General features: G+C 57.4%; 23 protein-coding genes and 2 tRNA genes. 10 read left to right on the top strand and 15 right to left on the bottom strand.

What is annotated here, in order from left to right; translation table 11 throughout:
* Positions 1-75: 75 nt before the first annotated feature.
* Positions 76-1,704 (top strand): lysine--tRNA ligase, encoded by a 1,629-nt coding sequence (locus QQX03_RS06640; RefSeq protein ID WP_285974979.1) that lies wholly within the window; start codon positions 76-78, stop codon positions 1,702-1,704.
* 4 nt (positions 1,705-1,708) lie between these two features.
* Here the strand turns inward: QQX03_RS06640 and QQX03_RS06645 are convergent, their stop codons facing one another.
* Positions 1,709-2,377, bottom strand: a complete 669-nt coding sequence (locus tag QQX03_RS06645) for a prolyl hydroxylase family protein (protein ID WP_285974980.1) — start codon at positions 2,375-2,377, stop codon at positions 1,709-1,711.
* 129 nt (positions 2,378-2,506) lie between these two features.
* On the opposite strand from QQX03_RS06645, the gene QQX03_RS06650 reads away from it, so the two are divergent.
* Entirely contained in the window at positions 2,507-3,064 is a 558-nt protein-coding gene (locus QQX03_RS06650) for a cytochrome b (RefSeq protein WP_285974981.1), read from the top strand.
* 99 nt (positions 3,065-3,163) lie between these two features.
* On the opposite strand, the gene QQX03_RS06655 is transcribed toward QQX03_RS06650, so the two are convergent.
* Positions 3,164-4,195 (bottom strand): RcnB family protein, encoded by a 1,032-nt coding sequence (locus QQX03_RS06655; protein WP_285974982.1) that lies wholly within the window; start codon positions 4,193-4,195, stop codon positions 3,164-3,166.
* 204 nt (positions 4,196-4,399) lie between these two features.
* Between QQX03_RS06655 and QQX03_RS06660 the strand changes: the two genes are divergently transcribed.
* The 4 genes from QQX03_RS06660 (at position 4,400) to QQX03_RS06675 (ending at position 7,924) form a co-directional block, all read left to right on the top strand.
* Complete coding sequence (locus QQX03_RS06660) at positions 4,400-4,981, top strand: PNPOx family protein (RefSeq protein WP_285974983.1); 582 nt, start codon at positions 4,400-4,402, stop codon at positions 4,979-4,981.
* 314 nt (positions 4,982-5,295) lie between these two features.
* Entirely contained in the window at positions 5,296-5,703 is a 408-nt protein-coding gene (locus QQX03_RS06665; RefSeq protein ID WP_285974984.1) for a hypothetical protein, read from the top strand.
* Positions 5,704-5,779: 76 nt separating this feature from the next.
* On the top strand, positions 5,780-5,965 hold the full coding sequence (locus QQX03_RS06670; RefSeq protein WP_285974985.1) for a hypothetical protein: 186 nt from the start codon (positions 5,780-5,782) through the stop codon (positions 5,963-5,965).
* A gap of 12 nt (positions 5,966-5,977) precedes the next feature.
* Entirely contained in the window at positions 5,978-7,924 is a 1,947-nt protein-coding gene (locus QQX03_RS06675) for a TonB-dependent receptor plug domain-containing protein (protein WP_285974986.1), read from the top strand.
* 97 nt (positions 7,925-8,021) lie between these two features.
* Here QQX03_RS06675 and ettA read toward each other — a convergent pair whose 3' ends face one another.
* The 5 genes from ettA to QQX03_RS06700 all read right to left on the bottom strand — a co-directional run bounded on the left by ettA (position 8,022) and on the right by QQX03_RS06700 (position 13,467).
* Positions 8,022-9,695 carry an energy-dependent translational throttle protein EttA gene (gene ettA / locus QQX03_RS06680; protein WP_285974987.1) on the bottom strand — a complete coding sequence of 558 codons (1,674 nt, stop codon included), beginning with the start codon at positions 9,693-9,695 and terminating at the stop codon, positions 8,022-8,024.
* A 341-nt stretch (positions 9,696-10,036) separates the two neighbouring features.
* Positions 10,037-11,368, bottom strand: a complete 1,332-nt coding sequence (locus QQX03_RS06685; RefSeq protein ID WP_285974988.1) for an MATE family efflux transporter — start codon at positions 11,366-11,368, stop codon at positions 10,037-10,039.
* A gap of 33 nt (positions 11,369-11,401) precedes the next feature.
* Positions 11,402-11,478: transfer RNA gene (locus QQX03_RS06690), tRNA-Pro, on the bottom strand.
* 45 nt (positions 11,479-11,523) lie between these two features.
* Positions 11,524-11,600, bottom strand: a tRNA-Ile gene (locus QQX03_RS06695).
* 103 nt (positions 11,601-11,703) lie between these two features.
* Positions 11,704-13,467 carry a histidine kinase dimerization/phospho-acceptor domain-containing protein gene (locus tag QQX03_RS06700; RefSeq protein WP_285974989.1) on the bottom strand — a complete coding sequence of 588 codons (1,764 nt, stop codon included), beginning with the start codon at positions 13,465-13,467 and terminating at the stop codon, positions 11,704-11,706.
* Between the two features lie 226 nt (positions 13,468-13,693).
* On the opposite strand from QQX03_RS06700, the gene QQX03_RS06705 reads away from it, so the two are divergent.
* Positions 13,694-14,155 carry an Lrp/AsnC family transcriptional regulator gene (locus QQX03_RS06705; protein WP_285974990.1) on the top strand — a complete coding sequence of 154 codons (462 nt, stop codon included), beginning with the start codon at positions 13,694-13,696 and terminating at the stop codon, positions 14,153-14,155.
* Positions 14,156-14,522: 367 nt separating this feature from the next.
* Here QQX03_RS06705 and accC read toward each other — a convergent pair whose 3' ends face one another.
* The 4 genes from accC to QQX03_RS06725 form a co-directional block, all read right to left on the bottom strand.
* The gene (gene accC, locus QQX03_RS06710; protein WP_285974991.1) at positions 14,523-15,872 is read right to left on the bottom strand and encodes an acetyl-CoA carboxylase biotin carboxylase subunit; all 1,350 of its coding nucleotides are present in this window, start codon (positions 15,870-15,872) and stop codon (positions 14,523-14,525) included.
* A 9-nt stretch (positions 15,873-15,881) separates the two neighbouring features.
* Positions 15,882-16,397 (bottom strand): acetyl-CoA carboxylase biotin carboxyl carrier protein, encoded by a 516-nt coding sequence (accB, locus tag QQX03_RS06715; RefSeq protein ID WP_285974992.1) that lies wholly within the window; start codon positions 16,395-16,397, stop codon positions 15,882-15,884.
* A gap of 104 nt (positions 16,398-16,501) precedes the next feature.
* A complete protein-coding gene (locus QQX03_RS06720; RefSeq protein WP_285976976.1) occupies positions 16,502-16,942 on the bottom strand; it encodes a type II 3-dehydroquinate dehydratase in 441 nt (146 codons plus the stop codon).
* A 63-nt stretch (positions 16,943-17,005) separates the two neighbouring features.
* Entirely contained in the window at positions 17,006-18,544 is a 1,539-nt protein-coding gene (locus QQX03_RS06725) for a spinster family MFS transporter (protein ID WP_285974993.1), read from the bottom strand.
* Between the two features lie 234 nt (positions 18,545-18,778).
* On the opposite strand from QQX03_RS06725, the gene QQX03_RS06730 reads away from it, so the two are divergent.
* On the top strand, positions 18,779-19,174 hold the full coding sequence (locus QQX03_RS06730) for a RidA family protein (protein WP_285974994.1): 396 nt from the start codon (positions 18,779-18,781) through the stop codon (positions 19,172-19,174).
* A 6-nt stretch (positions 19,175-19,180) separates the two neighbouring features.
* Here the strand turns inward: QQX03_RS06730 and QQX03_RS06735 are convergent, their stop codons facing one another.
* From QQX03_RS06735 to rpsF, 4 genes are all read right to left on the bottom strand, one after another.
* A complete protein-coding gene (locus tag QQX03_RS06735) occupies positions 19,181-20,629 on the bottom strand; it encodes an AMP nucleosidase (protein WP_285974995.1) in 1,449 nt (482 codons plus the stop codon).
* Positions 20,630-20,753: 124 nt separating this feature from the next.
* Positions 20,754-21,434, bottom strand: a complete 681-nt coding sequence (rplI, locus tag QQX03_RS06740) for a 50S ribosomal protein L9 (RefSeq protein ID WP_285974996.1) — start codon at positions 21,432-21,434, stop codon at positions 20,754-20,756.
* Positions 21,435-21,448: 14 nt separating this feature from the next.
* Positions 21,449-21,673 (bottom strand): 30S ribosomal protein S18, encoded by a 225-nt coding sequence (gene rpsR / locus QQX03_RS06745; protein WP_285974997.1) that lies wholly within the window; start codon positions 21,671-21,673, stop codon positions 21,449-21,451.
* Positions 21,673-22,038 carry a 30S ribosomal protein S6 gene (gene rpsF, locus QQX03_RS06750; RefSeq protein WP_285974998.1) on the bottom strand — a complete coding sequence of 122 codons (366 nt, stop codon included), beginning with the start codon at positions 22,036-22,038 and terminating at the stop codon, positions 21,673-21,675. The genes rpsR and rpsF overlap by 1 nt, the downstream gene beginning before the upstream one ends.
* Before the next feature lie 204 nt (positions 22,039-22,242).
* Here rpsF and QQX03_RS06755 point away from each other — a divergent pair, with 204 nt between their 5' ends.
* Positions 22,243-23,211 (top strand): DUF808 domain-containing protein, encoded by a 969-nt coding sequence (locus QQX03_RS06755; protein WP_285974999.1) that lies wholly within the window; start codon positions 22,243-22,245, stop codon positions 23,209-23,211.
* Positions 23,211-23,864: a glutathione S-transferase family protein gene (locus QQX03_RS06760; protein WP_285975000.1), complete on the top strand. Its 654-nt coding sequence runs from the start codon at positions 23,211-23,213 to the stop codon at positions 23,862-23,864. The genes QQX03_RS06755 and QQX03_RS06760 overlap by 1 nt, the downstream gene beginning before the upstream one ends.
* Positions 23,865-23,902: the final 38 nt, after the last annotated feature.

Consider the following 23,902-nt stretch of genomic DNA (forward strand, 5'->3'; position numbering starts at 1 on the left):
GTTTGTGAAGCGTTCTCTTCGCACTCGCAACATCTTGCTTGCAACACGGCGGCCGATGGGCAAGAGGCTTGTCCCATGAGCATGAACGATCTTATGGAAGCTGCACGGGTGAACAAGGCATGGCCTTTTCAAGAGGCGCAGCGCTTGCTCAAACGCTATCCAGATGGCGCAAAGCCGGACGGCTCGCCGATCCTGTTCGAAACCGGTTATGGTCCATCAGGTCTGCCGCATATCGGTACCTTCCAGGAGGTATTGCGGACCACGCTGGTCCGGCGCGCATTCGAAGCGATGATCGGCGCGAAGCCCGAAGACGGCAAGACGCGCCTTGTGGCGTTCAGCGATGATATGGACGGCCTTCGCAAGGTGCCGGACAACATTCCGAATGCGCATGTGCTGGAAGAGAATCTGCACAAGCCGCTTTCCCGTATTCCCGATCCATTCGAGAAAGGGCACGAAAGCTTCGCAGATCATAACAACACGAAACTGCGCGAATTTCTTGACCGGTTCGGCTTCGACTATGAATTTGTTGCCGCGAACGACATGTACAATTCCGGTCGTTTCGATTCTGCGCTGCGCCAGGTGCTGCGCAAAAACCAAGACATTCTCGACATCATGCTGCCAACTTTGCGCGAAGAACGGCGCCTGACCTATTCGCCTGTCCTGCCGATCTCTCCTAACACAGGCAAGGTGCTGCAGGTACCGGTCGAGGTCGTAGACGTGGAAGCAGGGATAATCCGCTTCACTGACGAAGATGGCAGTGTTGTTGAGCAGTCTGCACTTGGTGGCATGTCCAAGCTGCAATGGAAAGTCGACTGGGCGATGCGTTGGTACGCGCTTGACGTCGACTATGAGATGTACGGCAAGGATCTTACCGATAGCGGTGTGCAATCGGGAAAGATTGTGAAGGTGCTGGGTGGCCGTAAGCCCGAAGGCCTGATTTACGAGATGTTCCTCGATGAAAAGGGTGAGAAGATATCGAAGTCCAAGGGCAACGGACTTACGATCGAGGAATGGCTGACCTATGGCAGCGAAGAGAGCCTTGGCTTTTACATCTTCAACAACCCCAAGAGCGCGAAGCAGCTGCATGTCGGCGTGATCCCGCGCGCGGTCGATGATTATTGGCAATTCCGCGAGCGTATCCCGACACAGGACCTTGACAAGCAGCTCGGCAATCCGGTGTGGCACTTGCTGCGCGCCAACGGCGGCTATGAAGCCGAGGAAGCGCTGGGGGCGGGCGATACGTTGCCGGTCAGCTATGGCTTGCTGCTCAATCTGGCGAGTGTCCTGGGCGCGGAGGCAACACGGGAAGCTTTGACTGACTATCTCCGCACCTATCTGGGTGATGTCGAGATTCGGCCTGAACTGGCGGCGCTGATCGAAAGTGCGATCAATTATACTCGTGACTACATCGTGCCGACGCTCAACAAGCGCGCACCGGTCGGCGGGGAAGTCGAGGCCCTTAAGGCGCTGGACGCGGCACTGGCGAATGCATCTGAAGATACGCCAGCCGAAGATCTGCAGACCACGGTTTACGAGATCGGCAAGGACGAAGCCCATGGCTTCGAGAATCTGCGTGACTGGTTCCAGACGCTGTATCAGACGCTGCTTGGTTCCGACCAAGGGCCGCGCATGGGCAGCTTTATCGCGCTCTATGGGGTAACGAACTCGCGCAAACTGATTGCCGAAGCGCTCGCAAAAGCCTGAACGATTAAGTCCATTTCCGGGTGCGATACCATTTGGTGATGACGTATTTGCTGCCTTTCAAAACTGGCGTTCCGGCGTGCATGGTATCCATGTTAGGCGTCCCGTCAGGCTTGGCATTGTTCCAGACCAGCAGCACGCCGGGCTTGGGCTCGATCTTTATGCCAACTTCGGTGAAGTGCGTTTCGCCGCCTTCCTCCAGTTTGTTGAGAAACGCCATAGCGGTCCAACAACGTTGCCCTCCGCGCTTACGCTCAAGCTCCCAATACTTTTCCGTGGTGTAGAACCAGTCATTATGCGGCTTGAATTGCTGACCAGGAAGGTAGCGTTGCCCCTGGATCGCTTCGCCGCACACAGGGTTCATGCCTAGCAAATCATCGATACGGCGAGAGATTCCCATGACGAAGGGATCGTAGGGGTCCAGATCGCCAGAATAAGAAGTGCGGAACCCGCTGGCGTAGTCTTCCTCATGCAGAGTGCTGGGTTTCGCCGTTAAGTCGATCATGAGGCATAACCGCTCGCATTCGGCACCCGTCAGGAAATCACCAAAGGCATAGATTTCTGCCTTGTCCGTCTCGACCTTGTACGCGCGCGGGTCATTGCCGATGCGCTCGCGAACTTGCGCGCCAACGCGCTTCAAAGCGTCTTTGTCAGGGATGATGTTCGTCTTCGCCATGCGCGGGTGTTAGCAAAGCGATTGGGTGAGGCAAGTTGAAGTGCGCGGCGCGCTCATCAATTGTGTGGTTTGGCCGCTGATCTTCGATCTGGTATTGCCGCTGAAACAGAGCTTTGGGAGAGCGATGATATGACTGAGGGAACACGCACTAAATACTCAGGAGCGGCCATGGTGCTGCATTGGCTGATCGCCGCAGGTGTGATTGCCAACTGGCTGATCAGGAGAACCGCGAAGGCCACGGAAAGTGAAGAAGCCGCGCGGGCGATCATGTCGAACCACTTCTCGATCGGGGTGACACTCTGGTTCCTCGCGATTGCATTGCTGGTCGTTCACTTCAATGGGGGCAAAGCACCATTGGCTACCCATCTCGCGACTTGGGAACGTTGGCTGGCACGGATCGTCCACACGCTGTTTTTCATCCTTCTGCTAGTGATGCCATTCGGCGCATGGTCGGCCATGTCGCAATATGGCGCACCGATAAGCGTGTTCGGACTGTTCGCTGTCCCGCCATTGCCGATGGAAGTGAATCCGGAAGCGGCAAAGGCTGCCTTTGAGCAACACGGCCAGGCTGGTATGATATTGCTATCCCTATTGGTGATACATGTTCTGGGTACGCTCAAGCACACTGTGCTTGACAAGGATGGCAATCTGTTTCGTATGTTGCCGTTTGGGGATGCCAAAGGCTGAATTCCAAAACACTCTTGCAAAAGAGGAACCCCCGCCAGTCGGATCAACTGACGGGGGTTTTTTGTGCCTGGCGTGCGCGACGACGGGCAAAGGGAGGGTTTACCAGAAGAAGTCGTAGATCACGTCAACCACTTCGCCGGTGTAGATATCGACCAGCAGCACATCGTCGTAATAGCGCACCCAGCGATATGGGCCGTAAACGTCCGGCAGGCGATACTGCCACGGATCATTGATCCAATAGCGTGAACCGAAGAACAGGTGATCAAGGTAAAACCCGATGCTTATCCGGCTGTAGTAGTGGCTCCGGTACGGCGCATAGTAGCGACCCAGACGGAAGATGTTCTGGTGTGAATAGCGATGGTGGCGCCAGTTATAGCGGTTGTGGTTCCTCCACCGCTTGCGATCCCAGCGATTGTAACGTCCGCTATAATGTCCGCGATCATAGTAGCGGCGCTCACGATAGGTGTGGCGGCGACCATCACGATAGCCGTCCCGCCGACCGTCCCGATAGGCGTTGCGGCGTATCTGGCGATCCTCATACCGATCACGGTTACGTTCCGCACGGCGGCCGTCTCTGCGGCCGTCACGGTATGACCGGTTGCGATCACGATCTACGTAAGAGCTATTGCGGGTCTGACTCACTTCACGCTGCTCGCGCCGCTGTGTCTGGCTGTACTCGCCGCCACGGCGCATTTGCCGGTTCTCCGCGCGACGCACCTGACGGCGTTCTGTCTGACGTTCGCTCTGACGAGTCTCCTGTCTGCGCTCGGCCTGGCGTTCCGTGCGGCGCTCCTCACGCGGGCGTTCAACCCGGCGTTCTTGACGACCCACGCTCTCCTGTCGCTGCGAGCGGATCGATTGTTGCGTCTGACGCATATCGCGGCGGTCAACATGGACTGGGGCAGGGCGTGCCGTGCGGCGCTCGCTGCGCTGCTCCCGGCGCTCCGACCGCTGGCGTTCACTACGCTGGGCGCGGCGCTCTTGACGCGCTTCACGGCGGTCTCGCGCTTGCTGCATTTCTGTGGCTGAAGCGCCTGAGGTCGCTTCGGCCGTTTCGGGCACTACAACAAAGGAGAGGCTGGCCGCAATCGCGGCATGGGCGCTTCCCTTAAACAGTTCAGTGATGGTCATATCGGGCTCCTAAAATTGCCGCTCCACCACCTGCGGCCTCTTTTCGAACAGGGCTTGATCCTGCTCTGATACGATTCGATAAAGATCCTTCACTGACCGCAATCTTAACCGCTTGGTAAGGCCTACGTTCATGTTGGTGTGCATTTTACTGAACAGGATGAGCAAGCATTGACTTGGATGCGACAGGAAGAGAGAGCGCTGCCGATGTTTAAGAGCTTTACCGAGATTCAGACTGACATTGCCGAGCGTCTTGGTGCTGCGGTCAAGAACCGCAACCTGCCGATGCATTCTCCGGTTGTGGCCACGGCGGACGCGGATGCGCGAGTGATGGTGCTGCGCGCGTTTGATGCTGGGGCGTGGACGCTGAGGTTTCACACCGATTTGCGCTCTCCGAAATGCGGTGTCATCGGGACTGGCGCACCAATAGGCGTGCTGTTCTACGACAAGCCTGAGAAGGTACAGATCCGCGTGCACGGGGTGGGGCGGATCGAGCATGATACGCCGCTTGCTGATGCTGCTTGGGAAGAAAGCACTAATTTCGCCAAGCGTTGCTATCTGGGTGATGGTCCTGGTGTGGCTTCGGTTGATGCGACATCCGGCTTGCCTGAATGGGCAAAGGGTATCCAGCCGACCGACGAACAAGTCGCGCCAGCTCGCGATAACTTTGCCATTATTTTGATCGAACTGCATGAACTGGATTGGTTCCACCTCGCCAATTCCGGCCACATTCGCGCGCAGTTTTCGCGCGAGAGTGAGGGTTGGGAAGGGCGTTGGGTAAGCCCATGAATTCAAAAGTTTTCTAAACTTCAAATCCAACAGGATGGAACACATGGAACACTGTCTTGGGCGTGAAAAACCTTTATGGAGTGTACGAAAGCTTCTCGGCGCGGTCACAGCATGAAATTGCATAAACTCAGGAGTGCTCTCGATACCCATGCATCCGGTCTATCGGAGGCTGGCTGAGTAGGAAAACACCTGTCTACCTACCGCTATTGGGATGGAAAGCAGAGGTCCACCAATGCCGCGTGACAAATCCTGAGTTTGTGGCTAGGCGCGCTGAGATGGAAGCTGCGTCAAATCTTGCCTTATTAAGACGCTTTGTGACCTTCGGGCTTATTTCTTTGGTGCTGCTCGCCAGCGCCATAATTCCTCGCGGATACATGATTGCGCCGTCCGAGGCGGGTGGCTTGCACGTCACAGCCTGCCCAGAGACCAATCCGCTCGCGCGCATGATGGTGCAGCGCCAGAGTGAGGAGCAGCGCCTCGCTCACGCGGCCATGGGGCACGATATGGACCACTCTGACGAGGAGGCTCCATCCGCCAGCCAGGCCAGCGGTGATTGTGCATTCGCAGGGTTTTCAGTCCAAGGTATCTCGCAGGCAGGGTACGCCTGGGATGCTCCATTTGGAGCCTACGTGGCCTTGGCACCTCCTTTCATCGAGGACCGAACCGAAGCGCGCGCTTTGCGACTGCGCCCGCCCTTGCGAGGGCCTCCGAACCGCGTCTGACTCACTCCCGTTCAGATACGTGCGCTCGCCTCTGGGCTAGAGCGCGATGGCTCATGCAAATTTCGGATACAATACAATGGCATTCCACCCATTTGGCAGAGCGCTTGCGCTTGCCTCTCTTTCGCTCATTCCATTCCAAGCCGTACTGGCTAACGAAAGCTCAACCGCCGACGGTTCTGATCCGGGACCCGATGATCCGGTTCTGACCGACACCATTGTCGTCAGCGCGGTTCGCACCGATTCCGCAACGCGACTAAGCTAGGACAATTTGGCTATGCCCGAGCAGATCGCGCTTCCTGCTGATGCGACCACCATCGCGGCGCGCGTGCCGGGCGGTGCGTTCTTCGGAAACGGGGCGCTGTCGGGGCAATTGTCCTATCGTGGTCTTGCCGGACAGCGCGTTCTGGGCCGCGTCAATGGCCAGCGCTTTGCAACCGGCGGCCCAAACGCGATGGACCCGCCGTTTCACTACGCGCCTTCGGTTTTGGTCGAGAGTATTGACGTGGCGCGTGGCGTCGCTCCTGTCTCGCAAGGGCCTTCGCTCGCTGGCGCCGTCAACGCACAATTGTTTGAAACGGACTTTGGCGATAGCGCGAATTGGTCCCCTGATCTCCGCTTCACCAGTCAATATCGCAGCGTCGACAACAGCTACGCTGTCGGCTCAATGGCCGGTGTATCGAACGAGCACTGGCGCTTCGGGGTCATTGCCAGCCGCGAAGAAGGCGACGATTACGATTTTCCCGGAGGCACGGCGGTCGGAACCTCATTTGAGCGTAACCTTTATGGCATGCATGCCGGTTTCCAGACCGGGGCGGGTGAGCTGTATATCGAGTACCGGCGGAGCGCAACCGATCCAACCGGCAACCCGCCCTTCTTCCTAGATATCGTGTTTTTCGACACCGATTTCGTGCAGGGCGGATTTCGCGGCCAGATCGCGGATGATGTGCAGCTCACACTCAGATTGGGCCATGTCTCGATCGCTCACCTGATGGACAATCAGACCACCCGCAAACCGGTGGCTCCGCCGGACCGGGCGCGCGCAACCTTTGCCGATGCGGATACGAGTACCGCTGAACTGGCCGTGCGGTTTGGCCAGGCGAATTCGTATATTCAGATCGGTGCGGACATTGAACTGACCGACAAGTTTGTAACAATAACCAATCTTTTCAACGACGCGTTCTTTTTGGAATCGCAACCCAACGTTCAAGCTGAACGCGCAGGCGCGTTTGTGCAGTGGCGAGGCGGGCTTGGACGTGCTCAGTTTGAGCTGGGCGCTCGGATCGACAGTACAAAACAGACTGCCGGCGCGCCCCAGATTGGGGCAACGGTTCCCATGGGGCCTAGGATGCTAGCTACCGCCTTTGCTGCCGCGGATCGCGAAACCCGCCAGACAACTGTGGACACCGTGCTTCGTGCTTGGATGCCGCTGGGAGCAATAACTCCGCGAGCGACACTTGCGCGAAAGGAACGGGTTGCCAGTTTGCTGGAACGGTTTGGCTGGCTGCCGACCGAAGCCAGCTTTGGTCTTGCTGATGGCAACATCTATGTGGGAAATCTGGACCTGGACCCAGAGACTGGCTGGATTGCGGAACTTGGCTTCGACCTTGAGACCGACGCCTTCTCCCTGCGTCCCACAGCCTTTTACCGCCGCGTTGATGATTTCATTCAGGGTGTTCCCTTCGACGATACAATCGGCGTGATCGACAGTCCGGTCGAAATGATCGCTTCGATGAACGGGGATCCAACGCCGCTTCGTTTTGGCAATGTGGATGCCGAGTTGTTCGGGGTTGATCTCGACTTCGCTGTGAGGCCCGTGGACCGGATTGAGCTGAGCGGAACGGCGAGCTTTGTCAGAGGTAAACGGCGCGATGTGAACGACAATCTTTATCGTATTCCACCAGCAAACCTACGCTTGTCGGCAGCCTATCAAGGCGACGCCTTCTCGTTTGGTGCAGAGCTCTTTGCGGCCGCAGATCAGAACGATGTGTCGGCTTTTAACGGTGAGCAGGCGGCCGAATCCTTTGCCGTTGTTGGTCTGTTCGCGCGCTATGGGCTGACTGAGGCGTTGGCCATTGAAACGGGTGTCGAGAACCTCCTTGACGAGTTCTACCAGCCCCACCTCGCCGGGCGCAGCCGGTTCGGCGCGTCTGACGTCCCACTCTTCGACCGGCTGCCCGGTCCAGGCCGTGGTGTATGGGCGCGGATCACAGGGCGTTTCTAATGAAGCGCCTTGGGTTCCCTCGGGCAGTTAAGTTGAGAACCGAGGGTCAGAAATTGGGTCGAATGCGGATAGTCCGCATTCGACCCGCAATTCGGTATCACCTGGTCAGCTTTTTGTATGCCAAACGTGTCGGGCGATCCGCCGCATCGCCAAGGCGGCGGCGTTTGTCTTCCTCGTAGGCTTCGAAATTTCCTTCGAACCATTCGACGTGGCTGTTGCCTTCGAAGGCGAGGATGTGCGTCGCCAGACGGTCAAGAAAGAAGCGGTCGTGCGAGATTACCACGGCGCAACCGGCGAAGTTCTCGATCGCTTCTTCCAGCGCACCCAGAGTCTCGACGTCGAGATCGTTGGTCGGCTCGTCCAGCAGCAGCACATTGCCGCCCTGCTTGAGCATTTTGGCCATGTGCACGCGGTTGCGTTCACCGCCCGACAGCTTGCCGACGTTCTTTTGTTGGTCTGCACCTTTGAAGTTGAATGCGCCGACATAGGCACGCGTGCTCATGTCGTGGCCGTTGACCTTCATGTAATCGAGCCCGTCTGAGATTTCCTCCCAAACGTTGTTCTTCGGGTTTAGGTCATCGCGGCTCTGGTCAACATAGCCCAGATGCACGGTGTCACCAATTTCGATTGTGCCGCTATCGGGCGTTTCTTGGCCGGTGATCATTCGGAAAAGTGTGGATTTACCCGCACCATTCGGGCCGATCACGCCAACAATCCCGCCCGGCGGCAGCATGAAGGACAGGTTTTCGAACAACAGCTTGTCGCCATAAGCCTTGGAAATGTTCTTGGCTTCGATCACCTTGCCGCCCAGCCGTTCCGGCACCTGGATTACGATCTGGGCCTTGCCTGGCTTGCGGTCGGCTTGCGCTTCCTGCAGCTGGTCGAACTTGCGGATACGCGCTTTCGATTTGGTCTGACGTGCAGCCGGGGTCTGGCGAATCCATTCCAGCTCGCGCTGCAGCGCCTTCTGCTTGCCCGATTCCTCGCGGCTTTCCTGCTCCAGACGCTTGGCCTTCTTCTCCAGATAGGTCGAATAATTGCCTTCGTAGGGGTAGTACGTGCCGCGATCGAGTTCGAGGATCCACTCCACAACATTGTCCAGGAAGTAGCGATCGTGGGTGATCATCAGGACAGCGCCGGCGTATTCCTTGAGGTGGTTCTCAAGCCATTCGACCGATTCTGCGTCAAGGTGGTTGGTCGGTTCGTCCAGCAGCAGAATTGACGGCTTCTGGATCAGCAAGCGGGTGAGGGCGACGCGGCGCTTTTCACCGCCTGAGAGGGTTTCCACGCCCATATCCGATGGCGGACAGCGCAATGCTTCCATCGCGATTTCGAGCTGGTTGTCGAGCGTCCAGCCGTCAACTGCGTCGATCTTTGCCTGAAGCTCGGCCATTTCGTCGCCCAGTTTCTCGTAGTCGGCGTCAGGCTCAGCCATTTCAGCGGCAACAGCGTTGTACCGATCAACCAGATCGGCGGTCTCGCGCGCGCCATCCTTGACGTTTTCGAGCACTGTTTTGCTTGTGTCGAGCTCTGGCTCTTGGGGCAGATAGCCCACCGTGATGTTCTCGCCCGGCCATGCTTCACCGGTGATGTCGTTATCGATCCCGGCCATGATCTTCATCAGGGTGGATTTACCCGCGCCGTTGGGGCCCACGATGCCGATCTTCGCGCCTTGGTAGAACTGTAGGTTGATATTGCTCAGCACCGGTTTTTGAGCACCGGGGAAAGTCTTGGTCATGTTCTTCATGACATAGGCATATTGCGCGGCCATCGGGCGGATCCTTCGAATTCGAAATTTGTATGTGAGATTTGCGGGCCAAATAGAGGGTGGGGCGGACAAGGGCAAGCCGAGGATTGATCTGAGCAAGGCAATTGACGATTTCGCAACTGCACAGAAACAGAATCGGCCTGAATTGTTCGTCGAAATTGACCTTTCGGTTGTTCGACGCAAGAGAAGCACCAGTTTCTTAATGCTACAGGTGCAATCACTCGGTTTGCGTGCCACCTCTTTTAATCAGTTGACTGCACGATCCAGCTAAAAAGGGTATTATGTTCATGCGTTTCTGCCGCTATCTATCAACTGTCGCAAGTGGCGGCTAACCGTGCCGCTGCCTAATTGCTGAAGCTACGGCGTATCAGGCTCGGCATCATAGCGGCCTGAAGGCCGGCCCTGACAGCCAGAAACAGCACGAAGCTGGCCCACAATCCTAGCGGCCATGTCAGCCAAAGGGAAAGCGCGAACAGCATGCTTGCGCCGACCATGGAAAGTAGCATGGCCCGTGTCCAGCTTGCGCCAACAAACACACCGTCGAACACAAAACTTGCAACTCCGGCGAAGGGGATGACGATTAGCCACATCGCTTGATCCTGCGCGATGCGTGCGACTTCGGGTGTAGCTGCAAAGCTGGTCACGATGGGGTTCGCGAACAGGATGAATGCAAAGGAGAGGAGCGCAGCGGCAGCGACGCCGCGCCAAAGGATTGCCTTTGTATATGCAGAAAAACCCGCTCGGTCCCTGTCGCCCTTGCGCTCTCCATTGAGCACTTGCGCTGCATTCTCAAATCCATCCAGCAGCAGCGCAGTGAAGACAAACAACTGATAGATGACCCCATTGGCCGCGAGCACTTCTGGCCCGCGCTCTGCGGATAGGCGCGTAATTGCAGCCAGCGCTACTGTGAGCACTAGCGTGCGAAGGAACAGATCGCGATTGGTGGAAAGAAATGGTCTAAGTCTGGACCAGCTGATTGTGGCCTTTTCAAACAAAATCCCTATCACACGGCGACCGGACGAAGGATACAATACGAGCGCGATCAGGATTGCGAGCTTGGCATATTCAGCGATGAAGCTGGACCAGCCGATCCCAGCGATACCCCATTCAAGCTCTAGCGCCAGAAACAATCCTAAGGCGACGTTCAGAGCGTTGTAGATGACTTCGATGATCAAGACAGCGGTCATCTGGCGGCGGCCGACCAGAAACCCGATCAGGGCCAAATTCAGCATAACGCCCGGCGCGGTCCAATAGCGGATGCCAGCATAAATACTCGCCGCCTCCAAGACGTCACCTTGTGCGCCCAATGCCGAAAGAAACAGCGGCATCAAAAGGGGCTTTAGCAGCACCAGCAGCGCCGCGATCATTGTGCCGATCACTAGACCGCGGGCCAGCAAACGAACTTGCTCTGTGGTTCCGTCTCGAGTTCCCGCTTGCGCGACCAGACCGGTTGTACCGGTTTTCAGGAAAGACATGACAGTGAACAGCACGGCAAACAGCCGTGCTCCGACATCTACGGCCCCTTGGGTTGCTGCATCCTCGAGCCGACCAACGATCCACATGTCGCCGATACCGATTAAAGCGGTCGCGACATTGGTCAGCATCGCAGGGATTGCAATCGCCCAAATGGCGCGCGTATCGACGCTGGGTAATGTGGTGGATGACGAATGTGACACGTGTGGGTTTCTCCCCTGGTGCCTGGCGAAAACTGGTCGGGGAGAGAGGATTCGAACCTCCGACCCCTTGTACCCAAAACAAGTGCGCTACCTGGCTGCGCCACTCCCCGACCGATTTCGCGCATCACATGCGAAACACAAAGTCCAGCTGCCGCTGGTGGGCCCGGCAGGACTCGAACCCGCGACCTAGCCGTTATGAGCGGCCAGCTCTAACCAACTGAGCTACAGGCCCATCAGGCAGCATGCGTGCGATGCGGCGAGCCCCCTACAATGGTCATCGCAATGAAACAAGCGCAGATATGCATTTATTGGCGATTGTTGTGCACCAAGCAGGTTCAGAGCAATTCAGTGGCTTCGCGCACATCGCCGTCCGGCAGTTCCGTTTCGCCTGATGCCACTGCTGTCAACGGCAGCGAGAGCACCAGCCGTTCTTCATCCTGAACCAAGCTGCCGCCAGCGCCAGCGGCCTCTGCGCCGGCTAGTCTCAGGCTGAAACCGGCTCCAAACAATCCTGCGCTGATGTCATGGGTGGTTGGTTTAACCTCGGCTGCGAAGACGTCGTCTTCTGCGATCAGCTGCGCCGGAATCTGGCACCAGAAGGTCGCTTGGTCTGCATCGGTTTCAATTTGCGCAAGGAGCAGCTCTCCGGTGTTGGTTGATCCTGCCAATGTGGCAAGCATTCGCCAGATCAGCGCCTCGGCTTCGTCCGGATCAATTTCCACCCAAGCAGTGCGGGCCTTGGTCGCCGTGATTTCGATACCGGCCATGCGCGGCGCCAGAACATGGCTAAGTTGATCGGTCATCCGCTTGGTGAGCGAGATCAGATCGGTATTTCCGCCGCCAAGTGACTGGACGCCGCCTTCAAGCTTGGCCAGTCGTTCCAACTCGTCAAGGCCTGCCAGAATGCTCGCCGCGTCGCCTGCGATTGTCGCGGCCAACGCACGGTAAGCGTTTGGCACCGGGCCATACAGTTGCTGATGGATCAGTTCCGCAAAACCCTGAACCGCGTTGACCGGTGTGCGAAGCTCGTGAAGCAATTGCCGCAACCGATCCGCTTCGGTCTGCGCACCGCTAGCCCTTGAAGGATCAAACGGTCTGCGAAACCGCCCGACGTAGCCATGGAAGCGCCCACCGCTGCGCGAGAAGCGCGGATGGGCATCGACGATCCATTCGCCTCGAATGGCCTCTGCACCTTCTAGCACGCGCGCTGCGCGCTCGATTGGCTGCTGCTGGCCGAATGCGGTCGCTATCGGGTCTGCCGGACTGCCTTTGTCCAGATATCTGGGATCTGTCAGCCGCTGACCTATGGTCATCGGGGCAACCGATGCATCAGCCCAGATGATGCGGCCTTGTGCATCGCTTTCGAAGGCGAAGCCTGTCACATCGTGGTGTGGCTCTGACGTTTTTTCGCCAAGCGGCAGGCGGGGCGACAGGTCATCTTTGGATGGAGCAGCGTGATCCCGGCGGAATTGCGCGATGCGTTCGATCGTCGCAGCGATCACGCTTTTTTCATCGCTGCCCGTCGCAACCGATGGGCGGTGCCGCATTGGCGCGGCTGGCGGTTCGGCACCAGGCTTGGGCCCGGCGTCGGGCAGGGGCGGGGCCTCTACCTCAAGCTCTATGATCTGATCGTCTTCGACCGTATCCGCTTCGACAACGGGCTGTGGCAATCCGCGATCATGAATACCCAGCTGATCGAGCAATCGCTGGGCATCATCTGGCAAATCGCGCCGATTACGCAGCAGGCCACGGGCACGGATCGGCATGCGCGGGATCAGCGCGGTCCATTCCACTTCCGTCAGCTCGGCTCGCTGAAGCGCGGCTGATGCTACCTGTGGTTCGTCTTCCGCCAGATGCGCCGCCAATTGCGCATTGCGAAAGCGCCAGCTGGGCTCGTGAATGATACGCGCCCGTTCGTCAGCGGGGATTTGCTCCCCTAATGCACCCAGTCTTAACCATGCTGCGGCAAGCAGGCTGTCATCACGGCCATGCTTTCTGTTGCCTAACAGATCGAGCAACTGGCGGAACTGTGTGCGCGCGCCACGCTCACTGGTGGCGCGGTGGCGCAACACAGTAGCAAGGCGGTCATCAAAGAACATCACAGCTCCAAATCGCGCGAATCGCGCATGGCATCAGGCGCAGATATTCCGCGCCAAGTCTTCCCTAACAGCAATAATTATCTCTTGCGGAGCGCCATTCTCGATGCGTTGCAAAGCGGGACAATTGCTGGCAAGAACAATAATATTAGTTTTGAGCCTGCTTAAAGGGCACATGTGTTTCATTTGGGTCCGATTCGGAGCCGATCTGGGGATATGAGGGTAATTTATGGCCAGTCTGGACGAAATTGACCGCCGCTTGCTGGCTGAATTGCAGAATGAAGGCCGTGTAACAAACGTCGAATTGGCACAACGTGTCGGTCTGACTGCCCCTCCATGTCTGCGCCGCGTGCGCGGGCTAGAAGAAGAAGGCGTCATTCGCGGCTATCACGCCGATCTGGACGCCTCCAAGCTAGGCTTTGCGATTACAGTCTTCGCGATGGTCAGTCTCAAGAGCCAGGCGGAAAGCGCATTGCGGGAGTTTGAAGACGCGATGCGCGAGCTGCCCGAAGTTCGTGAAGTCCATATGCTCAACGGCGAGATCGACTTTATCCTGAAGGTTGTCAGCCGCGATTTGCAGAGCTTTCAGGAATTCCTGACCAGCAAGCTCACACCGGCACCGAATGTGGAAAGTGTGAAGACCTCGCTAACTATCCGAACCGCGAAGCATGAACCGGGCGTACCGCTGTAGCGGTAAGCCTTCTCAAGGCATTGAAACAAGATAGTTTCCAGGCCCAGTTCTCACAGCCCTCGGAGCTACTCAGGCCCCGCTCAAAAGTAACGAATTCTACATGCCTTCGTTGTAACCCGACTGTCATAAACAAAGCCAGTTGAGGAACTAAGGGTAAAAGCCCGGGCTATAACAGGGGTCGCAAGGGTATGGCATTCAGCCTCAACGAGCGAGTGGGCCAGTCAAAGAAGAGCAAAAACGTATCCGGAAGCCCTGCGTCGCACGCGAGGCCTTCCGAAGTGTTGGTTCAAGTTGAAGCAACCGGAATAGGATCGTTTTGGGCCACCAACGCTGAAGGTAATCTGATCTACCTGTCGAAAAATGCCGCTCAATCTTCGCGCTTTGCCAGCCAGTCTTCGAGCCATTTGATCGAATAGTCACCGCTGAGCACATCATCCTGATGCAGCAATTCCTGATGTAGCGGGATATTGGTCTTTACGCCTTCGACAACCATTTCCTCCAGCGCGCGGCGAAGGCGCATGATGCAGCCTTCGCGATTGCGGCCATAGACGATCAGCTTGGCAATCATGCTGTCATAGTAAGGCGGGATTGAATAACCGGCATAGAGCCCAGAATCGACCCGCACATGCATGCCGCCAGCCGGGTGATAGTATGTCACCCTGCCTGGTGATGGAGCGAAGGTGAACGGGTCTTCGGCATTGATGCGGCATTCGATCGCGTGGCCGTTGAACTCGAGGTCTTCCTGCGCGACCGATAGCGGCTTGCCCTCTGCAATGCGGATTTGTTCGCGCACAAGATCAACGCCGGTAATCGCCTCGGTCACCGGATGTTCGACCTGAAGCCGCGTGTTCATTTCGATGAAGTAGAACTCGCCGTCTTCCCATAGGAATTCGATTGTGCCTGCGCCGCGATAACCCATGTCGCGCATGGCCTTGGAACAGACCTCGCCCATGCGCATCCGCTCTTCACGGCTGATTACGGGGGAGGGGGCCTCCTCCAGCACTTTCTGGTGGCGGCGCTGGAGCGAGCAGTCGCGCTCACCCAGGTGGATCGCATTGCCTTTGCCATCGCCGAACACCTGAAATTCGATGTGGCGCGGATTGCCGAGATACTTTTCAATATAGACCGTCGCATCGCCGAAAGCGGCTTTCGCTTCGCTGCCCGCCTGCTTCATCAGCGTTTCGATGGTGTCTTCGCTTTCGCAGACCTTCATGCCCCGGCCACCGCCGCCAGACGCTGCCTTGATGATCACCGGATAGCCAATTTCCTTGGCGATCTTCTTGGCTTCATCATAGTCGGAAACCGCGCCATCGCTGCCCGGCACCAATGGCAAGCCCAGAGCACCGGCGGTTTGCTTGGCCGCGACCTTGTCACCCATTGTGCGGATATGTTCAGGCTTGGGGCCGATCCACTTGATGTCATGCGCTTCGACGATCTCGGCGAATTTCTCATTCTCCGAGAGAAAACCATAGCCTGGATGGATAGCGTCACATTGCGACACTTCGGCCGCCGAAATGATGTTTGCAACATTAAGGTAGCTGTCCGTCGCGGCCGGTGGACCGATACACACGGCGTGATCCGCCAGCCTTACATGCATCGCGTCCGCATCGGCAGTGGAGTGCACCGCGACTGTTTCTATCCCCATCTCGTGCGCCGCGCGGTGGATGCGCAGCGCAATTTCGCCGCGATTGGCGATCAGTATGCGTTTGATTGACATCGCGCTGCCTCAGCCGATTACAACGAGCGGCTGGTCAAATTCGACCGGCTGCCCGTTATCGATCAGGATAGCTTTGATAGTGCCGGCCTTGTCGGCTGTGATCGGGTTCATCACTTTCATCGCCTCAACGATCAGAAGGGTGTCGCCTTCTTTCACGCTGTCACCGACGGCGACAAAGTTTGACGCTTCCGGCTCGGGCGCGAGATAGGCCGTGCCGACCATGGGCGACTTGACCGCATCGCCATGATCGTCCGCGGGTGCTGCTTCAGCTGCCGCCGCAGGAGCCGCCGCAGGAGCCGCCGCCGAAGGTGCCGCTGCGGGTGTCGGATCTGGCGCTGCGACCATCTGAGCAGGCGCAGCCGATGCCACAACACCGCCGCGTGCAACGCGGATCTTGCGGTCGTTATCTTCGACTTCGATTTCGGTAAGCCCGGTTTCATTGAGCAGTTCGGCAAGCTCGCGAACAAGCTTGCTATCGATATTCATGCCGGAATTGCGACCACCGGCAGATTTACGTTCGGCCATTATTGCCCCTCAATATTTGGTTGCAGGCGTGACTATTCTTGCAAATTGTGGCTGGCAAGAGGCAGTGTACGACTTTTCGCAAACTGGCCTCTACGATTGGCAGGTCAAACTTCTCCGTTTGCGACCGCTTCCAAGGCGATAAGATAGCTCTTTGCCCCGTGACCTTGCACGCATTTCGCGGCGGCTTTGCCGACATATGAAATATGCCGGAATTCTTCGCGAATGGTGGGATCGGACAAATGCACCTCAATAACTGGCGTGCGGATGGCCTTGATCGCATCGAGCAGCGCGATCGAGGTATGGGTATAGGCCGCTGCATTCAGCAGCACGGCGCGCGCATCCTCGGCCTGCGCCTCATGCAGCCAATCGACCAGCATGCCTTCGTGATTGGTCTGCCGCATGTCGATTTCAAAACCGAGTTCGCGCCCGCGATCCTCCAGCATGCCCGCAATGTCATCAAGCGTATCCGAGCCGTAAATATCCGGCTCGCGCAGACCGAGCAGGTTCAGGTTCGGCCCGTTTAGGACGTAGATGGTGCTGGTCATGTCAGTCATAGGCTTGGCCTAGCGTTTGCAGGCTGCGCTGAAAAGCGGAAGATGCGCTTGGTCTCACTCGGCTGAATTCGCAACCATATCCTGCTGCAGTGTCCGTCCAGCCAGTAAATAATGCAAAGCCGCCCAGGCATAGCCGCAGATAAAGATCACGATTGACCATTGTAGCCCGCGCGCATCCGCGCTGGCGCAGGCGGCGATCTCGCTCGCTTGAGCTGCAGTTGCTGTAACGCTCACGTCGGAAGCAATGGCAAGCAATGGTTTGCACGCCTCCAGAGTCAGGCCCAGACCCTGCACATCCAGAAACGCTGTCTTTAGTAGCGTCGACAATGCTCCGATTAGTGGTGGTCCCAAGCCATACCCCAGCAGATTGACTACGAAAAGCGTGATCGCAACCGATGTCGCGCGCATCCGGCTGTCGGCGACCCCGCCTGAGACAGCATACATCGGGCCGAGGTAGAAATAATGGATCATTGCCGCGATCATCAGCGGCGGCATCGCGAGCCACAGGTTGTCTGTCAGGAAACCAAACGCATAAAGCGGTACCGAAGTGGCCATTCCCAAAGCCGGAATCCACGACAATGCCTTGGGATAGCGCTTGGCCAGTTTGTCCGAGAGCCAACCAGAGCTGAAAACACCGATTGCAGCCATCAAGCCCAAGATGATGCCGAACAGCAATGACGCGGTCTGGATTGAAAGCTCGTGGGTCCGGATAAGGAACGAGGTCGTAAACTGCCCTACGCCATAGCCCACGAAAGACGCGAGCGTCGCGCCGATCACCACATGGCGATAGGCAGGCTTTTTCATCAGCACGCCAAGCGCTTCCTTGAAGCTCGCCTTTTCCAGTCCCTGCAGGGCAGCCGGATCAGTGTAGCCGCGCGGAGGTTCCTTTATACTGCGCCAGACGATCAATGACAGCAGCAGGCCCGGGATGCCAACAACAACAAAGGCGATCCGCCAACCTTCGACCTGTGACCAGTCAAGGCCGCCGAACAGACCGCCTAGGCCGATCGAGGCGATCCATGCGCCAAAGTCCGCGCCTTGCATCCCCGCGATTTGTCCGCCGAATACCGATGCGAGCATGCCGCCTAGCGGGACGCCCAAAGCGTAAATCGAGACCGCGGTCGCTCGTTTTGAGGGTTTGAAATAGTCGGCGATCAGCGATTGTGCCGGTGGTGTGCAGCCAGCCTCGCCAATGCTCACTCCTACGCGAAACAGAAACAGCATCAGAAATGACATGGCAAACCCGCACAACGCCGTAAACAGGCTCCAGACGGCCACTGCCAGCGCAATAATAACCACCCGGTTCTTGCGCTCTGCCACGCGGGCAATCGGCAATCCCAGGAATGTATAAAGCACCGCGAATGCCGGGCCGCCCAGCAGCCCCATCTGCCAATCTTCCAGACCGAAACTCAGCTTGATCGGCTCGGTCAGTATGTTGACGATCGTTCGATCGATGAAATTGAAGATGTAGACGATCAGCAGTGCGCTCAAGACGTAAGCCCGATAGCCTGGCGTGCCAAAGCCTTCAGAGGCAGGAAGGCCCTGTGCCGGCATTTCAGCGGGCGCGGCCGCGCTCAATTCTGCGATGATCATTCTCCCTCACCTGCACGGATAGCGAAGTCCGGTCTTCCCGAATGCATCCTGCGGGGCTGTCTTCTCCTGCAACCATCTTCACCCTTTTCCGCCTGCCGTAAAGCGCGATAATCGCTTGCCCGGCAAATGTCCGGGCCCGGGCACCGGTTCTGGTGCTTGATGATTACCCCCTTTCAATTTGCCCGATTGGCGCGAAGACATGCGGCTTTTTGGCGAAGGGCAAGGGGTAAACAGATGCAGTCCAAAGTTCACAATCCAACACCATGGCTTCAAGGCTTTGGCCTCAACCATGCGGTCGAAGTGCAAGGTGCCACGGGAACGCTTTACCTGAGCGGCCAGACCGCGACAGATGCAGATGGTCATGCGATGCATGCCGGAGACATCGTCGCGCAATACAAGCTCGCCTGGCAAAATCTGGTCGATGCGCTCGATTCGGCCGGGATGACACCTCAGAATCTGGTGCGCCTCAACTTCTACACCACTGATTTGGACGCGTTCGTGGCCTCGGCCGAACAGACCATGGCGCTTCACGGCGCAGCCGGGGCACAGATTTCAGCAACCCTGCTTGGTGTAGAGCGCCTTTTCGATCCTGACATCATGATCGAGATCGAAGGAACCGCTGTCGCTTGATCCAAATTACCTAAACGGCGGCTCGTTGAACGCGCGCAACTTGCGGCTATGCAAACGGTCGCCTTCATCGCGCAGGTGATTGCAGGCCTCCAAGCCGATCTGGAGGTGTGCAGCGATCGCTTCCTCGTAGAACTTGTTCGCCTGGCCCGGCAGCTTTATTTCACCATGCAGCGGCTTGTCCGAAACGCATAGCAGCGTGCCGTAAGGCACTCGGAAACGATAGCCCTGGGCGGCAATAGTGGCGCTTTCCATCTCTACCGCAATAGCGCGGCTTTGCGAGAAACGCTTGGCAGAGCTGGAATAGTGCAGCTCCCAATTGCGGTCGTCTGTGGTCACGACTGTGCCGGTGCGCATGCGTTGTTTGATGTTGGCACCTTGTACGCCGGAAACTTGTTCCGCCGCGGCTGCCAGCGCTTGCTGTACTTCGGCAATCGGCGGGATCGGAATTTCGGGAGGTAGGACATTATCCAGCACGTGATCATCACGCAGATAGGCGTGCGCCAGCACGAAATCGCCGATCTTCTGGCTTGAGCGAACCCCGCCGCAGTGGCCAATCATCATCCAGGCATGAGGGCGCAGCACAGCCAGGTGATCGCAGATTGTCTTGGCGTTGGACGGTCCCACGCCGATATTGACCAGCGTAATGCCTTTGCCGTCTTCACGAATGAGGTGATAGGCGGGCATCTGGTGTCTGCGCCAGGCAGTGTCGTTCAGTTGCTCCTGCGCATTGTCGATGCACTCGCTGATATTGAGGCCGCCCGCGCCTGTCAGACTGGTATAACCGCTGCCATCATCCTTGGTGCAGATTTGCTGCGCGCCCCAGTTTACGAACTCATCGACGTAGCGGTGATAGTTAGTGAACAGGATGAAGTCCTGGAAATCCTCCACGCGCGTGCCAGTGTAATGTGCCAACCGCGCAAGCGAGTAATCGGTCCGCAGCCCGTCAAACAGGGACAGCGGCATCGCCTCGTCTTCGTGAAACTCGATCCCGTCCGCCAGCTCGTCTCCGATTAGCGACAGATCGGTTGAAGGAAAATGCTGCGCGATATCCTGCGGCGCGAAGCCCACCATCGCCGCGCCAGCTTCGCCGTCCAGCACATAGGGGAAGGGTATCTCCTGCCGTGATTTCCCGACTTCCACCTCGATCTCATATTCATCGGCGATTAGCTCGAGCTGCTCTGCCAGAAACGGAGCGAACAGGTCAGGACGCGTGACTGTGGTGGTATATGTTCCCTTCGTCTCGAGCCGTCCGAATGCGCGGCTGCGATCATTGATCTCGCTAACTCCCGAATAATGCAATGTGAGCTGCGGATAGGCATAGCTGCCATCCTCTCGCTTGCGCTGTGGTGGCACTGTGCCGTCACGTCCGAAAGCGATCACGTCTTCACGAAGCGTCGAAACGGCTTCGTCATAGGTGTGTTGCAATTGTTCGAGAATTTGCGGGATTGGGGTCATACGTTAATCCATATTGTTGTTATTTTACGTTGGAAAGACGGGCCAGCATAGCCGGACAGGTCCTTCTTACAAAAAAGGCGCGACCTCTCGGCCGCGCCCCCTTGAGCCAAGAAGTTAGAGCCAATCAGGCTTCATCTTCCTTTGTTTCTTCAGCAGGCGCTGCCTCTTCGGTTTCTGCATCGGCGGCCGCTTCGATATTCTCGACAGCGGCATCTTCCAGCATGTCAGCAGGGATTTCGCCCGGCTCAAGACCTGCGTTGTCGATACGGGTATCTGCTGCAGCTTCTTCGATCTCTTTTTGCTCTTCTTCGAAGATCTGCGCGAGAACATCGACGCCTTGGCTTTGCAGTTCGGCTTCGTCTTCACTGCGCGCCACATTGGCTTTCACAATGACGTGAACCTCTGGGTGCAGGGCAACGGTTACATCGTGCATACCGATCGTCTTGATCGGTGCGCCCATGATAACCTGCTTCTTGTCTATCTCATGGCCTTGAGCGGTCAGGCCAGCGACCATGTCACGCACGTTGACTGAACCGTAGAGCTGGCCAGCGTTGGACGATGCACGCAGCAGAACAACTTCTGCGCCTGCAACTTTTTCGCCCAGCTTTTCAGCTTCGCCGCGCTTTTCAGCGTTTTCTTTTTCCAGACGTTCGCGGTTCGCTTCGAAGACCTTCTTATTGGCTTCGTTCGCGCGCAGCGCTTTGTTCTGCGGCAACAGGAAGTTGCGCGCATAACCATCTTTCACGGTAACAACGTCACCGATCGTGCCCAGCTTCTCGATACGTTCGAGGAGAATGATATCCATGTCGTCTTCTCCTCTTACTTAACAATGTACGGCAGCAGGCCGATGTGGCGCGCGCGCTTGATCGCCTTGGCGAGTTCGCGTTGCTTTTTCGCGCTGACGGCGGTGATGCGGCTTGGGACAATCTTGCCACGCTCGGACATGAAGCCCTGCAGCAAGCGAGTGTCTTTGTAATCGATTTTCGGCGCACCTTCACCCGCGAACGGGCAGGATTTGCGGCGACGGAAGAAAGGACGTGCCATTAGTCGCGCTCCTCACGGTCAGAGCGACGCTTACGGTCGCGGTCATTCTTGCGCATCATGACAGACGGGCCTTCTTCGTGCTCGTCAACGCGGATCGTCATATAACGGATCACGTCTTCGTTGATACGGGTTTGGCGCTCCAGCTCTTCAACAACGCTGCCCGGGGCATCGATGTTCAACAGCACAAAGTGTGCCTTGCGGTTGCGGTCAATCTTGTAGGCGAGGGATTTAAGGCCCCAGGTCTCGGTTTTGGTAACCTTGCCTTCGTTCTGCTCGACGATTTCGGTCGCCGAAGCCGCCAGCGCATCGACTTGAGCCTGGCTCAGGTCCTGACGCGCGAGAAAGACATGCTCATAGAGAGCCATCTTGCTTCCTTTCAATTTATGCCGATCGTTGGCTAATCCCGCGCGGATCGCAGGGCCCCTCCGGCTTTCTTCACAAACACCCCCATATCGGCACTCCGACGCAAGGGATGCGCGCACATAACGGTTTTGACCGCGAATGCAAGCCTTGCGATGCGCGCAAAGCAAGGGCAGGGCAGGCGCAGCAATTCAAGAGGGAGATACGCTTTGCCGGGTGGTTTAATGGCTTTGCTGGACGATGTCGCGGTAATTGCGCGGGCGGCAGCGGCTTCTATCGATGATGTAAGCATTGCCGCGAGCAAGGCGGGGACCAAGGCCGCAGGTGTTGTGATCGATGATGCGGCGGTAACGCCCGGTTATGTGACCGGGCTAAGCCCGAAGCGCGAACTGCCTATCATTTGGAGCATCACCAAGGGTAGCTTGAAGAACAAGCTCCTGATCTTGTTGCCGGGCGCGCTGGCGTTGAGCTGGTTTTTGCCGCAAGCGATCATCTTTCTGCTGATGCTTGGCGGTGGCTATCTGTGCTTCGAAGGCGCGGAAAAGGTTATGGAGAAGCTGGGCGGAGCAAAACACGGGAAGACCGTGGATGATGAGATCAAAGACCCTGCGAAGTTCGAGCAGGAGCGGATCAACGGCGCAATCCGAACCGACCTTATCCTGTCAGCTGAAATCATGGCGATTTCACTGAACGAGATAGCGACCATCAGTGAAAGTTTCTGGGTGCGCGCGGCGGCGCTTGCGCTGGTGGGTATTGCGATCACGATTGCGGTCTACGGCGCAGTCGCGTTGATCGTGAAGATGGACGATGTCGGGCTGCAACTGGTTCAGCGCAAGAGCGGTTTTGCGCTGACTTTCGGTTATTTCTTGTTGCAGGCGATGCCCAAGTTGTTGGTCGCGCTGTCCTTCGTCGGGACCATCGCCATGCTGTGGGTTGGCGGGGGAATAATCCTGCATGGCACGCATGAAATCGGGTTCCATTTGTTTTCGGATCTGGCGCATGGCGCCGAACATGCGGTTGCCGGTATGACAGGGGCCATGGGCGGAGTGTTTGGCTGGCTGACATATGCCGGGGTCTCGGCGATTTTCGGGTTGATCCTGGGCGCGGTCATCGCCTTTGCGCTGCACAATGTCGCGCATATGGGTCATGGATTTGGCAAGAATGCGGAGGCCCATTGATGAGCGCCAAGCCAACACTTTACACATGCGCGCGTTCACGCGGGCTGCGCGCGACATGGGCTGCGGAAGAAGCAGGCGTCGATATCGACCTGAAAATTTTGCCGTTCCCGCCGCGCTACCTCGCGCCTGAATATCTGGAGATAAATCCGTTGGGCACTGTACCCATGCTGGTTGATGGTGATGCGCAGATGACCGAAAGCTGCGCCATCGCGCATTATCTGGCGAGCAAGGACGGGCCGAGTGACCTGGTCATCGCGCCGGGCGAGGTCGATTACGCGCAATATTGCGATTTCACTTATCACGCGGATGCCACGATCACTTTTCCGCAAACGGTCTATATGCGGTTCGCGATCTTCGAAAAGGGCAAGGGCTGGGCCGAAGCGGGCGAGGCCTATGCCAAATGGTTCTGGAAACGATTGGTGAAGCTGGAGCAGCGGCTGGATGGGCGTGAGTATTTGTGCGCCGACCGGTTCACCGTGGCGGATATCTGCTGTGGCTATGCGCTGATCCTGGCGAAGAGCGTCGGGCTGGATGAGGGCGTGCCGGATAGTCTTAAGGCCTATCGTGACCGGCTAACCTCGCGCGACGCCTACCAACGCGCCTTTGCCCGCGAAGAGGAAGGGCGGAAGGCACTGGAAAGCAGTGGGAACTGAATGTCTGCTTTTCGCTGGCGAGGGCTAATTCTGGTCCT

Source organism: Altererythrobacter rubellus (genome assembly GCF_030284385.1).
In the GTDB taxonomy this organism is placed as follows: Bacteria; Pseudomonadota; Alphaproteobacteria; order Sphingomonadales; family Sphingomonadaceae; genus Erythrobacter; species Erythrobacter rubellus.